The 15,028-nt window shown below is 64.4% G+C and carries 14 protein-coding genes; 11 read left to right on the forward strand and 3 right to left on the reverse strand.

The window, feature by feature from the left end:
* Window positions 1–14 precede the first annotated feature (14 nt).
* From AADZ55_RS16205 to vapC, 10 genes are all read left to right on the forward strand, one after another.
* The gene (locus tag AADZ55_RS16205) at window positions 15–599 is read left to right on the forward strand and encodes a ferritin-like domain-containing protein (protein ID WP_085324406.1); all 585 of its coding nucleotides are present in this window, start codon (window positions 15–17) and stop codon (window positions 597–599) included.
* Entirely contained in the window at window positions 596–1,546 is a 951-nt protein-coding gene (locus AADZ55_RS16210; RefSeq protein ID WP_085324405.1) for a 4'-phosphopantetheinyl transferase superfamily protein, read from the forward strand. The genes AADZ55_RS16205 and AADZ55_RS16210 overlap by 4 nt, the downstream gene beginning before the upstream one ends.
* A complete protein-coding gene (locus AADZ55_RS16215) occupies window positions 1,546–2,139 on the forward strand; it encodes a methyltransferase family protein (RefSeq protein WP_085324404.1) in 594 nt (197 codons plus the stop codon). The genes AADZ55_RS16210 and AADZ55_RS16215 overlap by 1 nt, the downstream gene beginning before the upstream one ends.
* A complete protein-coding gene (locus AADZ55_RS16220; RefSeq protein ID WP_207569051.1) occupies window positions 2,136–3,869 on the forward strand; it encodes an AMP-binding protein in 1,734 nt (577 codons plus the stop codon). The genes AADZ55_RS16215 and AADZ55_RS16220 overlap by 4 nt, the downstream gene beginning before the upstream one ends.
* Before the next feature lie 61 nt (window positions 3,870–3,930).
* Window positions 3,931–5,295 carry a condensation domain-containing protein gene (locus tag AADZ55_RS16225; protein ID WP_165759358.1) on the forward strand — a complete coding sequence of 455 codons (1,365 nt, stop codon included), beginning with the start codon at window positions 3,931–3,933 and terminating at the stop codon, window positions 5,293–5,295.
* A gap of 20 nt (window positions 5,296–5,315) precedes the next feature.
* Window positions 5,316–7,562 carry an MMPL family transporter gene (locus AADZ55_RS16230; RefSeq protein ID WP_085324402.1) on the forward strand — a complete coding sequence of 749 codons (2,247 nt, stop codon included), beginning with the start codon at window positions 5,316–5,318 and terminating at the stop codon, window positions 7,560–7,562.
* Between the two features lie 53 nt (window positions 7,563–7,615).
* Window positions 7,616–8,941 (forward strand): cytochrome P450, encoded by a 1,326-nt coding sequence (locus AADZ55_RS16235; RefSeq protein ID WP_085324533.1) that lies wholly within the window; start codon window positions 7,616–7,618, stop codon window positions 8,939–8,941.
* A gap of 115 nt (window positions 8,942–9,056) precedes the next feature.
* Complete coding sequence (locus AADZ55_RS16240) at window positions 9,057–10,202, forward strand: LLM class flavin-dependent oxidoreductase (protein ID WP_085324401.1); 1,146 nt, start codon at window positions 9,057–9,059, stop codon at window positions 10,200–10,202.
* A 90-nt stretch (window positions 10,203–10,292) separates the two neighbouring features.
* On the forward strand, window positions 10,293–10,520 hold the full coding sequence (locus AADZ55_RS16245; protein ID WP_207569050.1) for a type II toxin-antitoxin system VapB family antitoxin: 228 nt from the start codon (window positions 10,293–10,295) through the stop codon (window positions 10,518–10,520).
* Window positions 10,521–10,919 (forward strand): type II toxin-antitoxin system VapC family toxin, encoded by a 399-nt coding sequence (vapC, locus tag AADZ55_RS16250; RefSeq protein WP_085324399.1) that lies wholly within the window; start codon window positions 10,521–10,523, stop codon window positions 10,917–10,919. It begins immediately after the preceding gene.
* A gap of 325 nt (window positions 10,920–11,244) precedes the next feature.
* Here the strand turns inward: vapC and AADZ55_RS16255 are convergent, their stop codons facing one another.
* The 3 genes from AADZ55_RS16255 to AADZ55_RS16265 form a co-directional block, all read right to left on the reverse strand.
* Window positions 11,245–12,495, reverse strand: a complete 1,251-nt coding sequence (locus tag AADZ55_RS16255) for an HNH endonuclease signature motif containing protein (RefSeq protein ID WP_085324398.1) — start codon at window positions 12,493–12,495, stop codon at window positions 11,245–11,247.
* Between the two features lie 911 nt (window positions 12,496–13,406).
* Complete coding sequence (locus AADZ55_RS16260) at window positions 13,407–13,691, reverse strand: hypothetical protein (RefSeq protein ID WP_085324397.1); 285 nt, start codon at window positions 13,689–13,691, stop codon at window positions 13,407–13,409.
* A complete protein-coding gene (locus AADZ55_RS16265) occupies window positions 13,682–13,921 on the reverse strand; it encodes a DUF2191 domain-containing protein (RefSeq protein ID WP_242670025.1) in 240 nt (79 codons plus the stop codon). The genes AADZ55_RS16260 and AADZ55_RS16265 overlap by 10 nt, the downstream gene beginning before the upstream one ends.
* Before the next feature lie 48 nt (window positions 13,922–13,969).
* On the opposite strand from AADZ55_RS16265, the gene AADZ55_RS16270 reads away from it, so the two are divergent.
* Window positions 13,970–14,989 (forward strand): hotdog fold thioesterase, encoded by a 1,020-nt coding sequence (locus AADZ55_RS16270; RefSeq protein ID WP_119184930.1) that lies wholly within the window; start codon window positions 13,970–13,972, stop codon window positions 14,987–14,989.
* The last annotated feature ends 39 nt before the right edge of the window (window positions 14,990–15,028 follow it).

The following is a 15,028-nucleotide window of genomic DNA, read 5'->3' on the forward strand; positions in this document are numbered from 1 at the left end:
GCTAAGGAGATCTGATGAGCCTTTCCGAAAACGACCTGTGGCTGCTCAGCTACTACCGCCACTCGGAGATCAATGCGGCCCAATTCTTCGCCCGGGTGGCGCGGTTCGTCCGCGGGCCGCTCCTGCTCGACGTGACACACCATTTCGCCGACGAGGCCAACCATGCCAACTACTGGACGAAGTGCATCGACGAGCTCGACGAACTGCCGTTGAAGACACAACGCGCATACCAGGACCAGTACATCGACGCGATCGGCTTGCCGGCAAATGTCATGGAGGTCATGGCCATCACCCAGGTGCTCGAAAAGCGGGTGATCGGCCAGTACCGCCGCCACCTGCGGTTACCGGGTATCCATCCGGCGGTCAAGCAGACGATGGAAAAAATCATGGTCGACGAGCGGTGGCATATCCAGTACGTCCGGGACGCGCTCAAGGCGATGGAGGACAAGTACGGCGCCGAGGAGATCGAGCTGACGCTGAAGCGGCATACGGCGGCGGACCAGGAGGTTTACGCCAAGACCCTGGACGAGTACAGCGAGCGTGTCGATGCATTGACCGCTGCATACCAGGCATCCGCGCCCGCTGAAACCGCCCGATGATCACGCTGCTCGCCACGACAACGACTCGGCCGTTGGATGCGGCCGTGCTCACGGCCAACGAGTCTGCACGGCTCGCGTCCCTGCCCGGCGAGCAGCGACGACGGCAGTGGCTGACCTCACGGCGCGCGTTGCGACTGCTGCTGGGTCTGGCCGGGCTACCGGCGGAGACGACGCGGTACACCTTCCCACACCCCCGAATCTCGTTGAGCCATACCGAACGGATCGGCGCCGCGGCGGTGGTGGTCGATCCCACCCAGCTGGTGACCGGCGTCGGGATAGACGTCGAGTCGGATCGCGACGCCGATCCCCGCGCGGCCCGGTTCTTCCTCGGTGAACGAGATCGGGCCTGGCTGACCACGCTGCCCACCGCCGAACGTCGGCGTCATCAGGTCAGCCTGTGGACGGTGAAAGAGGCGCTGTTCAAGGCGGACACGAACAACGAGCGCGCGACGCTACGGGACTACGCGCTCGTCGATCCGGCCGCGGCCACCGGCCGCGCCGTCCGGAACCGGCCACCAGCAGAGCCGGTCACCGGTGGGTCCCCGATCTTCGGCTACACCCGCACCAGACTGCCGGGCACCGGGGAGCACCTCTGCATGGCGGTGGCGTTCCATCGCCCGACAACCCGATCAACGGATGCACCGACGCATTCAATACCGAGGAGAAACATGTCCACACCCGAAATCACGTTCGACGAGGTCGCCGAGCGCATCAGTGCCACCCTTTCCATCCCGCTGGCCAAGCTCACGCCGACGACCACCCTGGCGGACCTCGCCGCCGACAGCTTCATGCTCGTCGAGGCGGTCGTCGACCTGCAGGAGGAGTTCGACACCATGTTCACCCAGACACAGCTTCGCGAGGTCACCAATCTCGGCGAGCTGGTTGAGCTGTTGCAGCGGACGAAGCTGACGCCAGAAACACAACCGCACAAGGTGATCGGCCAGTGATGGAGACACCCATCCTTGTTCTGTATGTCCTGAACTTCCTGGTGGTCACCCTGTTGCCCAGAATCTTCTTCCGGAAGGACGGCACCTTCAACCTGAGATGGTGGTTGACCGCGCTGCCGTTCGGGCTGTGCCCGGCGGCGCTCGTGGTGGCGCAGGCAGCCGAGCTCACCCCGTACCGGCCGCGGAGCTGGGATGCTCCCTCGGAGGTGCTCGCCGTGCTGTTCGTGGCGGGCTCGCTTTGCCTGCTGTTTTACACCCTGGGCACGCACCGCGTCCCGATTTCACTGTGGCACCAGAGCAACGACGCCCCGCGCCACATTGTGACGGCGGGTGCCTACCGCCGGATACGGCACCCCTTCTACACGTCGTTCCTGCTTGCCTTCGCCGGCGCGGTGGTGTTCTTCCCCTACTGGACAACCATCGCGCTGGCGATCTACGTCGGCGTGGTCCTGAATGTGACGGCCGCCAGCGAGGAACGCAAACTCGTCGGCTCGGCTTACGGGGCCGAGTACGCGCAATACCTGGCCCGGACCGGCCGCTTCGTGCCTCGACTCAGGAAACCCCGTGCCCCCATCTCGGAGGTAACCACATGAAAGGAACGGAGTACGAGGCCATGTCGATGTTCGTTGACTGGATGTTCGCGCCCCGAGACGACCGAGGGCTTTACCTGGCCGATGACGCCGGCGGTTGGCAACGCTTCACATACCGCGCAATCGCCATGGCGAGCGGCCAGGTGGCGGCCGAGTATCGCGCGGCCGGGGTACGGACCGACGATGTCGTCTGTCTCACCGTGCCGACCACCTATGACAGTCTGATCTCCCTTTTCGGCGTGTGGCTGGCCGGTGCGACCATCTGCCCGCTACCGGAGCCCTCCTTCCAATCCGATCAGGACTACATCGATCACATAAGTGAGGTACTCCGCCGGGCCGAGCCCGCCGTCATCGTTACCTCCGCCGAGATCGCACCGCTGATGGGAAAGGCGATGGCGCAGGCGGGCATGCCCGGATCGCCGATGGTCGTCAACGGCCAGGCGGCGGGGGCGGCGGAACTGTCCGCACCGCCGGACCGGTTGGCTGAGATCGCGCTGCTGCAGTTCACCTCCGGGTCCACCGGCAATCCCCAGGGCGTACGCGTCTCCTGGGACAACCTGGAGGCGAACTTCGCCGTGCTGCACCGCTGGACACGGTGGCGCGAAGGGGAAGGGGGCGCCTCCTGGCTGCCGCTCTATCACGACATGGGGCTGATCGGGTGCCTGCTGCCCGGCGTCGCCATGCAGACCGACATGTGGCTGATGCGCCCGCTGCAGTTCATCAGGGATCCCGGCCGATGGCTGTCATGCTTCGCGCCCGGCAAGGCCCGACATGCGGCGGCGCCGTCGTTCGCGTTCGCCTACCTGGCCCGGCGCATCTCCGCCGACCGGTTGGCGACCTTCGATCTGTCCGCATGGCGCAGCGTCATCGTGGGAGCCGAAGTCGTCGATCCCACGGCCCTGGCCGCGTTCGCGCGATTCGCGGCGCCAGCAGGGTTCGCGCCCACCACCTTCGTCCCCGCCTACGGACTCGCCGAGAACACGCTCGGTGTTTCGTCGACCGGCGGCGGTCAAGAGATGTTGCTGGTACACCCGGACTGGACCTCGCTGGGGGTCGGCGAGCCGGTACGGATCCTCGAGCAGGCCCGATTTTCCCCCGATTGGGCTGGCAGGGAACCCGGTTGGCTGGTCGGACACGGGAGCCCGGACCCGGCGGACGGCATCGCGGTCCACGTGGTCGACGAGGACGGCGCAGCGTTGCCGGCCGGCCACCTGGGAGAGATTGCGGTCACCGGTTCCTCGGTGGCTCTCGGCTATCACGGCCATCACCCGGACCGGGCAACGCGGTTTTCGGACGGGGTGCTGCGTACCGGGGACGCGGGCTTCTTCCACGACGGTGAACTATTCGTCGTCGGCCGGATGGGAGACAGCTTCAAACTCCGTGGCCGCAATGTCTACGTGGAAGATCTCGACGCGAAAGTGGCCGAAGCGGCGCAGCTCAACCGCGACCGGGTCGTTGTGGTCAGCAACGTGCACGAGGGGCGGGCAGGTGTCGTGGTGTTCGCCGAGGCCCGTCCGGGCCCGTGGACCGAGAAAGTGACCGAACGGCTCCGCGGCGAACTCGGCCCGGAGCCGCACATCACCATCGTGACCGGTCGCCGGGGCATGATCCGACGCACCTCCAGCGGCAAGCCCCGACGTCGTCAGATGTGGCAGCTGTTGACCACCGGCGGGCTCAAGAGCGCCAGTGTCATCGACACCTCGGCCCAGCGGGTGCAGGAGTCGAAGTCATGAACGACACCGCGCGTCACAGTTCCCGGTACCACAACCGCAGTAGCGCCCCGGAGGAGAGATGATGTCCAAGCGAATCCCGTTCAACCAAGTCGACACGGCGATCTACCATTCCGATCAGGCGCCCTACCTATGGAACATCCACTTCGAGGTTCGTGTGGAGGGACGACTGGACCCGAGCCGTCTCGCCGCTGCCGCGCTCGAGGCGGTCCGACGTCACCCGATGGCCCGCGCCCGGATAAGACCCTTCGGCCGCATGACCCGCACCATTCATTGGTGGATCGACGACGAGGTCGCGGCGGTCCCACTCGAGATCGTTGACTGCACGCAAGACGCCGAGGTCCAGGCGGTACGCGTGCGCCTGCTGAACAGGCGGATCGACCTGCAGGTCGGCCCCCCGCTTGCGCTGGCGCTCGCCCACCACCCCAAGGGCGACTACCTGATCATGAGCCTGAGCCATGTGGTGGGCGACGGGGTGAGTGCCTACCGGTTGATGGCATCGATCTGCCGCGCCTACACCGGCAGTGCGGACCCACAGCCGGACCTTCCCCTTGCCCAGGTACGCAACCTGCGGGGCCATGTCAGGCGGCGGAACCCAGCCGATGCCCGTACCCGGCTGCGCGCTGTCGCGCGACACCTTTCCGACAGCCGGAACGACCCCCCTGTGTCTTTGGCCGTCGACGGCGGTTCCGGGGGCGCCCAGGGACAGGGTATCCACCTGCTCCGGTTCGACCGCGACGAGGCGGAGCGCATCGCGGCTCGTCGGGTGAAGCCGGCGACCATCAACGATCTGCTACTGGCTGCCCTCGCCGTCACGATCCGCCGCTTCAATGACTTGCGGGGCGTGGCGCCGGGACGGATCTCGTTGTTGATGCCGGTCAACCTGCGACCTGCCGAGTGGCGCTATGAGCTCGTTTCCAACATCGTGTCGATGGTTCCCGTACGCGTTCCCGAGTGCGCACAGTCCGACCTCGCCGCGGCTCAGGCAGCGGTCGCGAAGCGCACCGCAGAGCTTAAGGAGAAGCGGCTGGCAGGGGTGGCTGTCGACATCTTCGGCATGCTCGGCATCTTGCCAGCCGGTGCGCGTAACGCGGCCGTCCGTTGGTCCCACGGCCTGCCGGCCGACTCGGCCGAGACGGGGGTGCTGACCAATATGGGCGTCGTGCCGCCCCTCGACTTCGGGGCCGGGGCGGGTACAACCACCGAGGGGTGGGGCTCGGGGCCGGCCGGGATGCCGTTGGGCATCAGCGTGGCAATCGGGAGCTGCAACGGTCAGATTTTCCTGACATTGCGCTACTGCCGAGGCCAGTTCGACGCCGAGGGCGCAGCGCAGTTCGCAGCGGATTTGCGGAAGGTCCTGCTCGATGAGCCCTCGCCGGGTCTTTTCGCCAGCGCTGATAGCGGCATACCGCATCGGATACCAGGCTGATCTGGGAAGCGCGAACGAACATGATCTTCACGAAGTTGGGTGCGCTTGCCCTGCGCGCTCCGCGAATCATCATCGCGACAGCGTTGTTACTTCTTTTGGCCGCGGGCATTTTCGACGCGCTGATGAGTGCGCAACTGCCTGCCGGCGGGTATGACGATCCGGGGTCAGAGTCGGCGAAGGCTCAAGCAATTCTGACCGACGACTTTAACGCCGGTGGCATGCCGATCGTCTTCGAGATCACCGATCCCAGCACGGTGAATGCTCCCGCCGCACGTGCTAGTGCCCAGGCCGTGCTCGAAGCTCTGCACAATTCGCGATACGCGCAGCAGATTAGCTCCTACTGGTCGGCTTCGCCGGCAATCGCCGCATCGCTCGTCAGCAATGATCACCGCACAGGCCTGATCGTCGCGCAGATCGCCGGCTCGGATAGCGATGCACCGCAGCGAGCTCACGACATCGCGAATTCCGTCGTAGGCACTCACGGCGATGTCACTGTGAAGGCCGGCGGTCAGGCAATCTCCTATTACGACGTCAATCGGCAGTTGCGCAGGGACCTGATTACGATCGAAGCCATTGCGATGCCACTCTCTTTCGTCGTTCTGGTGTGGATTTTCGGCAGCGCGCTAGCCGCGATACTTCCCATTGCCGTGGCCGTCTTCGCGATAGAAGTAACAACTGCGGCATTGCGAGCCCTATCCATGTTTACCAGTGTGTCGGTCTTCGCGCTTAACCTGGTCTCCGCTTTATGTATAGCACTGGCGATCGACTACACCTTGTTCATCATTAACCGATATCGCGAAGAATTGTCCAGCGGTAAGACCGTCAGGCAGGCGATGGTGTGCACGTTGAACACCGCAGGCCGCACCGTCACCTATTCTGCGGCCACGGTAATGCTGTCACTGGCGGCCATGACCATATTCCCGATGTACTTCTTGCGTTCACTGGCCTACGCCGGACTCATTGGTGTGTCGCTGTGCTTGATCGGCGCCCTAGTCGTTGCGCCGGCGTTGTTAACGCTTCTCGGTGAGCGCATCGACAAGTGGGATATCCGCAAGCCCGCGTACCGGTTGATCCGTCGAGCGGCTCCGACGCACAAGGCTCCGCAGGAAGCGTTCTTCTACCGCAGTGCCGTCTTTGCAATGCGCCATGCTGTACCGGTCGTCTTGCTGGTTACAGCGCTATACGTCATCGTCGGCATCCCGTTCCTCGGGCTGAAGGTCGCATACCCGGATGACCGGATGTTGCCGACCACCGCACCAGCCCGTCAAGCGGGCGACACGATGCGAGAGTTGTTTCCTCAGTCCGGTAATGCGATCCGGATCGTGATCCCAGGCGTGCCATCCCCGGCAGTGAACGGATATGCGTCGCGGCTGTCACAAGCGCCCGACGTCGTTTCCGTGGCCGCACCGGACGGGACTTACGTCAACGGCAAACAAGTGAGCACCGACAGCTACGGCGCAGCGCAAACCAAGGATGCAAGTTATCTGACCGTCTCGAGTTCACTAGATCCCGCCTCGCCCGCCGGCAAGGCGCAACTCGCTGACTTCAAACACATCGGTGCACCCGCACCGACTCTGTTCGGAGGGGTTGCGCAGCAGAACATCGATGATGTCAACGCAATAGTGGACAACATACCTCTCGCGTTCCTCTTGATCGCGGCGACAACCCTGGTCCTCGTATTCCTACTCACCGGAAGCATCCTGCTGCCGATCAAGACACTTGTTATGAATATGCTGTCATTGACTGCTGCGTTCGGCACGATGGTCTGGATTTTCCAAGACGGCCATCTCGGCGGCTTCGGCACGACGGCCACAGGTCACATAAACGCCGAATTCACTCCGTTTATCTTCGGCATCGCCTTCGGCCTGTCCATGGACTACGAAGTATTCGTATTATCTCGGGTCCGCGAAGAATGGCTCAAGACCGACCGCGGGTCCGACGCCAACGAGCGTGCGGTCGCACTCGGATTGGCGCGGACGGGCCGGATCGTGACCGCGGCCGCAACGGTGATGGCGATCGTTTTCGTAGCGTGCATTACATCGCAGGTGCAGGCGGAGCGAATGTTGGGGACAGGACTGGCGATCACCGTCCTTCTAGACGCATTCCTCATCCGAACCATCCTGGTACCTGCGTTCATGAGACTCCTAGGACGCGCGAACTGGTGGGCACCGGCGCCACTGAGGCGATGGCACAACAGATGGGGACTCACCGACGAGCCGCGCCGGGCCATGCACCAACCCGTCGAACAGATTGGTGAGGCCGTATGACCGAAAACCGTTCAGCCAGTGCGGGTGTCGACGATTCAACCGATAGAGGCCGCTTGAGGCAGAGATTGAACTGGTTTGCGCAGCACGGGTTCCTCCGCGGGGCCGCGCGACTTGGAGTCCGGCTGGGCGACCTGCAGTCCCGCCTGCTCGCGGATCCCATGGTTAAGGCAAACCCGGCGCCATTTTGCGACGAATTGCGGGCCATCGGCCCCCTGGCATCGAGCTACGGCAGCCACCTCGCCGTTGACCATGCGGTCGTCCATCAGCTGCTGCGGTCCGACGACTTCGAGGTGTTCTCGCTCGGATCGAACTTGCCGGCACAGGCGCCAATGCGCTGGCTAGAGCGGCGCACTCGGGACGACGACCTAATCCATCCGCTGCTGCCGCCGTCATTGCTGGCAGTTGACCCGCCGGATCACACGCGCTATCGCAAGGCAGTGTCTTCGGTGTTCACGGCGAAAGCAGTGACCGCACTACACGATCGCATCAAAGAGACCGCGTCGGCGCTACTGGATCAGCTCACTGACCAGCCGAATGTCGTTGACATCATCGCCTGCTACTGCTCGCAGCTCCCGGTCGCGGTCATCGGCGACATCTTGGGCGTGCCCGATCACGACCGCAGCCACATTCTGGAATACGGTGAGCTGGCGGCGCCCAGCTTGGATTTTGGGCTCTCATGGCGTCAGTACCAACAGATGCAGCGCGGGCTCAACGGACTGCACTTGTGGCTCACCGAGCACCTCGAGAAATTGCGGTCCAACCCCGGCGACGATCTGATGAGTCGTCTGATCCAAGCCAGTGAAAACGGCCCCGCGCAAACACGTCTGGACGCGATGGAAGTGCGGACGATCGCTGGGCTGGTGTTGGGCGCCGGTTTCGAAACGACGGTGAACCTGTTGGGCAACGGGATACAGATACTGTTGGACGCACCCGAACAGCGGGACGCGCTGAATCAGCGCCCGCAGCTCTGGCCCAACGCGGTAGAAGAGATCCTGCGGTTGGAGTCACCGATTCAGCTCACCGGGCGAATAGCCCGCAGGAACGTCGAGGTGGCGGGTGCGGCAGTCAAGCGAGGCCAGCTGGTGGTGCTCTATCTGGCGGCGGCCAACCGCGATCCGTCCGTGTTCGCCGATCCGCACCGCTTTGACATCGCACGCGCCAACGCCAACCGGCATCTCACATTCGCCGCTGGTCGCCACTTCTGCCTGGGCGCCGCCCTTGCCCGCGCCGAAGGCGAAATCGGATTGAGAATGTTCTTCGACCGCTTCCCCGATGCGCGTGCCGCAGGCTCAGGAAGTAGACGGGAGACCCGAACTCTGCGGGGTTGGTCACGGCTGCCGGTGCAGTTGGGTCCCGCACGGTCGCCGGCTATCCGATGACGACAACTCACGACCACACGCTGTTGGCCAGGCCCGATTCCGCCGACGGCGCAAAGTCGCCGGTCCCCTCGGGCCGCACCGATGACAGGGATCGTCCGACGAAGGGAGCGATGGCATGGCGGGATTCCGGGTAGGTGTGCAGGACGGCTTGATCGCGGCACGACCGACGGCGAGCAGTCTCCTTCGGGCCAATTACCTCGGTGCTGTTAGCAACCGCGTCGACTCGTTCTGGGTTCCAGATCACCTCAACGGCTTGTTCCCCCGTTCGTTGTGGAAGCAGAAGTATTGCGGTGCAACAAAACTGCTACCCAGGCTCGATGCGTACATGGAGCCGTGGACGACGCTCGGCTACCTAGCCGCACGTAATCGGGTTGGCCGACTGCGCCTCGGCGTCAGCGTCACCGACACCGGTCGGCGTAATCCTGCCGTCACCGCACAGGCTGCCGCGACACTGCATCAGCTGAGTGGTGGACGCGCCATACTGGGCATTGGAACTGGCGAACGCGAGGGCAACGAGCCCTATGGAGTGGACTGGTCAAAGCCGGTCGCGCGGTTCGAAGAAGCGATGGCCACCATCCGGGCGCTGTGGGACTCTGGCGGAGAACTGGTCAACCGCGATTCGCCATTCTTCCCGTTGCGCAACGCCCTATTCGACCTCCCGCCTTACCGGGGCAAGTGGCCCGAGATCTGGATCGCTGCGCATGGCCCGCGAATGCTGCGGGCCACCGGGCGCTACGCCGACGCGTGGTATCCCGGGTTTCCACACCAGCCGAAGGAGTACGCGCAACGCTTGGAAGTCGTACGCTCCGCCGCATCCGACGCGGGCCGTGACCCCATGTCGATCACCCCCGCCCTGTGGCTGCCCGTTGTCACAGGCCGCACCCGCGCCGACGTTGACGAGGCGCTCGACTCCCCAATGATCAAGATCGGCGGGCTGAACGCATCGGACGAAGTCTTTGCCCGGCACGGCGCCGAGCACCCATTGGGAGCGGGCTTCTCAGGAACGCAGGACTTGCTGCCACACGACATCGACGAACAAACAGCCCTGTCCTACCTCGACCAGATTCCGCCCACGCTGCTCCGGGAAATCGTGCTCAACGGCACCCCGGAAGAGGCCATCGAGCAAGCCGCGCAGTGGCGCGACTGCGGAGTGCGCTACATCGTCCTGGTTAACTTCAGTGCTTTTCAGCGGAGTCTGCGCAAAGGATTGGCATCGATTCAGCCGTTCAACAAGATCGTCCGCGACCTCAAGAAATTCTGAGACCGTCGCAGCCAACGACGTATCGCAGCCCAATCTTTCCTGGCTCGACTAGCCGACACCTTCATACACATTAAGGTGTATAGTCGGGTGATGTCACGGACCAACATCGATATCGACGACGAACTCGTGGCCGCCGCGCAGCGGATGTACCGACTCGATTCCAAGCGGAGTGCCGTTGACCTCGCACTGCGCAGGCTCGTGGGTGAACCGCTAAGCCGCGATGAAGCGTTGGCGCTGCAGGGCAGCGGTTTCGATTTCACCAACGATGAGATCGAATCATTCTCGGATGCGGACATAAAGTTCGCAGACGAGTCTTAGATGATTGTCGACACCTCTGTCTGGATTGAATTTCTCTCCACGTCAGAGTCGTTAGCCAATCGCTGGTTGGCAGATCGCATTGCCGCCAACTCGACGGTGATCGTGCCCGAGGTAGTGATGATGGAACTGCTGATCGGTACGACCGATGAGGACACGGCCGCACTGCGGCGGCGGCTGCTGCAACGATTCGACATCGAGCCGCTTGCCCCGGTCCGCGACGCAGAAGACGCCGCCGCCCTTCACCGCCGCTGTCGTCGCGGCGGCGACACCATACGCAGCCTGATCGACTGCCAGGTGGCCGCGATGGCGTTGCGGATCGGCGTCGCTGTGGCACATCGCGATCGCGACTACGAAGTGATCCGTACGCATTGCGGACTACGCACCGAGCCCTTGTTCTGACTCGCGCGCATCGCGGTACCCATGACAACCGGGATCGCTCAACCCAGCTGTGCCATGACCGACAAGATCACGACGGTCCGCCGGTCGAACCTCGGGACGCGGGTCGTTCGCGTGTGCACCAGACTTCTGGCGGAGATCGAACGGTCGCTCATGGTGTTCCGCCGCCTGGTGTCCTGAGCATCACACTTGGTGATGACCGGTCATTGGGTTGTCGGCCCTGATTTTCAGGATGCGACAGCAGCGGGTAGCACGAACGAAATTCTTGATTCCCCAACCCGTTTGAGCGTCGACACAGTGCTGGTAATGACCGGCCCCGATGACCAACCTAGTTGCTTGTCGGCGGTGGCTGCGGCTGGAATGGTTCATACCACCACCAGTCGGCGCGCTCGCCGGTGGCTCCGGGGCAGGGTGCTACCGCAGGCGGGGGCTTCTTTGGTGGGTGGGCTAGCGATCCTGCGCTCAACCGACGGCTTTCGCTGTCGGTGACGGTGAGGTTGTGTGCGGGTCCGCTGATGGTGATGATGCCTCGATGGTGCAGCCGGTGGTGATACGGGCATACCAGCACCAGGTTGGCCAGCTCGGTGGCCCCACCGTCTTCCCAGTGCCGGATGTGATGTGCGTGCAGACCGCGGGTGGCTCCGCAGCCTGGAACCGCGCATGTGGGGTGGCGGTGCTCGAGCGCACGGCGAAGCCGGCGGTTGATCTGGCGGGTCGCTCGACCGGAGCCGATGACCTCACCGTCACGTTCGAACCAGACTTCATAGGTGGCATCGCACATCAGGTAACGGCGTTGCGACTCGCTGAGCAGCGGACCCAGGTGCAGCGCAGCGGCGCGCTGGCGCACGTCCAGATGCATCACCACGGTGGTGTGGTGGCCGTGTGGCCGGCGGGTCGCCTCGGCATCCCATCCTGCCTCGACCAGACGCATGAACGCCTCGACAGTGCCCGGCAACGGGGGTCCTTGATCTGATGCGCGGTCGCGCTTTTCGTGATCGTGGCGCCACTCGACGATCAGCGCATCAAGATGAGACCGCAGTGCCGCGTCGAACTTCGCCGCATCGAGGTGCGGAAGTTTGATCCGCCAGCAGCTGAACTCGTCATCGGTGACCTTGGTGATCGAGGGCTGCGGTTGCGGCCGAGAATCGGGTTGGGGGCGCGGTTCCAGCTTGAGAGCGGTGCGCAGCTGATTGACCGTTGCGCAGCGGGCCAGCTCCGCATAGTGCTCATCGGATCCCTCGCCCGCCCGCGCCGCGATGACGCCGACCTGATCCAGCGACAGTCGGCCCTCCCGCATGCCTTGGGCGCAGCGCGGAAACGCCTCAAGCCGGCGCGCCACGGTGGTGATCGTGTGGGCGTTTGCCGATGACGAGCCGGTCTTGCAGGCCACCAACGCCGCCACCGACCGCGCGCCCGTGGCGCCGCACAGCTCGTCGCGATCCAGCTCGGCCACGATCTCCACGATGCGCCCATCAATCGCGTTGCGCTGACCGGTCAACTCCGCCAACTCGTCGAACAGCACCTCAAGGCGCTGGTCAGGGCGCACCGCAGCGGCGTCGGACGAGGCGGTCGAGGACATGACTTCATCATCTCAGCCGGGTACGACAAATCTGGGCTGACCGATCCGCGCCGGGACGGTGCCGTCATCACCCGCGAAGAGATGCTCGGCCCCGGCTCCGCCCCCGCCGGTGCGGGCACACCAAGATCCAGCACCTCCTGATGAGCCGGCCACTCAGCAGCCGCAGCCTTCAATGCAGCCAACCCAGCCTCACCAATGGGCCCAACCACGGTGCTCGATCCAGCGCGATCCAACAACGCCAAAAACACACGATCCGCACCGCGCTCGCCCCGGAGACGGTCCTCGCTTTGCCCACGATGGCCACCCGCACCGAAACCTAGCGCGGAGATCCCCGCAGCCCAAAACCGAAAAACAACACGTCAACCCGTTGCGACTACCGCGAACCCCTAATCGTGAGCCAAGACAGGAGCCGACCGGGGCCTACGGCTGATGCAAGTGTTGAAACGGTTTGGGGCACAGCATCTTTACGTTGGCGCTCGGTGCCGACGGCAACTACATCCCCGCAGGAGACGCAGCGCTCAAGAGCGTGCCGGTGCCAACTACCCGGAGAAAGCAGGCCAACCTACGAGCAACGTTGTCACGCTGCCCTTCGCCTCGCATCAAGAGGCGCGCGAAGTCTGGTTCGCTGACTCATCCGAGGACCGACGCGTTGGGGCCTGCGTTCACCTGCAGGTCACCGGCCGGCCAGGCGATGTCCCAGTCGATCGGTGACTCGGCGATCTCGGCCATGCCGATCCGCTGCACCGGGACCTCGGCGTTTCCCCAACCGATCCGTCGCGGAGGTAATCACGCGGTTGGCGAAGCCGTCTTGCCTGACGCGGTGAAGAACAAGCCTCGATGGCGTCATGCACCGACCCCACAATTTGACGACGATCCTGGCACGGGCCGACATGATCCGGCAGATCCGCCAGTCATTGGTGACGGCAGACTTCGGTTATCCTCTTGCCCGCCAGCACTAGCCGAGGCGCCGAACAGTGAGGGGTCGGACCTCGGCGATCCGAGGTCTCGAAGCTGGCATGCAGCTCGGTCTGCGGCTGGTCGTAGTCGCGCGCCGAGCGGGCCGAGTACAGCTGCTCGAGCTCACCCACCGGGCAGACGAAGAGCTCGCCGGCGAGTTCGGCGAGCTGTGTGCCGACGACGGGATCGGATGCACGGGCTGCAGCGCTCTTGTCGAGGATCCAGCCCGCTACCGCCACATCTCCTCCGAGGCGAGTACGTCCACGTCAATACGCTGGGCGAGTCGCTCGAAGTAGCGGCGCTGCCGTGCAGCCCGCTCATCTTGGGCGTGCTCTCCTTGAGCAGCGGCCATCCGCAGTGCCTCCTCGACCGTCGCCCGGGTCGTAGCGCAGCCCAAGGCGCGCTTCGCTCGCCCTAGCAGGTCCTCATCGATGATCCGCCCCACCCGACACCGACGACGAACCACCACCTTTCCAACTTCGCGGATATCATGGCAAAGCGCGGTAACCTCATTCTCATGGCTGAAGCAACGCGCGGCGACCGCTTCATCAAGACGGCGGTCGAGATCCTCGGCGAAACGGGCCGCACCGACTTCACCGTGCAGGAGGTTGTTGCCCGCTCCAAGACCTCACTGCGCGCCTTCTACCAGCATTTCGGCGGCAAGGATGAATTGCTGCTGGCGCTGTTCGAACGGACTATGGCGCAGTCGGCGCAGCTCTGGCGGGCCGAGGCCAACGGACTGGACAGCACCGCCGCGCTGAAGCTGGTGATCGACCGCATCGGCGCCCAACCCGAATCAAGCACCCAGGACAGCCTCAACCGGGCACTGAGCCTCTACAACCAGCACCTCGCCGAGACCCGCCCGCGCGAATACGCCCGGGTGCTCTCGCCGCTGCACCGGCTCATTCGCGACATCGTGGGACAAGGCATCACCGAGGGCGTGTTCAACCCCGGCGTGGACGTCGCTGCCGCGGCGGCCATTGTCATGCAGACGGTGCTCGGTGCGCTCCGGTTGCATTGGCTGGGAAACGAATTGACCGGCACACCAATAGACGCCGGCCAGCTATTCGACTTCTGCAGCCGCGCACTCGGCATCCGCGACGGCGACGACCAGTCAGCCATGCCCTCGCTCGCCGAATTGTTCGCCCAACTCGGAATGCGCCAAGCCGCGGCAAGCAACGACGAGTTCGCGATGGCCATGCCGGTCAGCCCGCAGGTCGTCAACACCTCCGGTGCGCTGCAGGGCGGCCTGATCGCCACGCTCGCGGACGTGGCGGGTGGCCAGTTGGGGCTGGAATACCTGCGGCCGGGCACCGCGATGACGACCGCCGACCTGTTTGTCCGCTACCTACGGCCAATTAGGCAGGGATCGGCACTCGCGGTGCCCCGGGTGCTGCGCGCCGGCCGGCGATCCCTCGTCATGCAGGTCGACATCTTCGGTGACGGCCCGGGTGACCGCCCAGGCGACGGCGCAGACGGCGAACTCGCGGCGACGGCAACCGTCAATTTCGCGATCATCGACGCACCGACACCCTAGCCAGCCGGCACAAGAGTGGTAACGTCATTACCGCACACT

This window comes from Mycobacterium decipiens (assembly GCF_963853665.1).
GTDB lineage: Bacteria > Actinomycetota > Actinomycetes > Mycobacteriales > Mycobacteriaceae > Mycobacterium > Mycobacterium decipiens.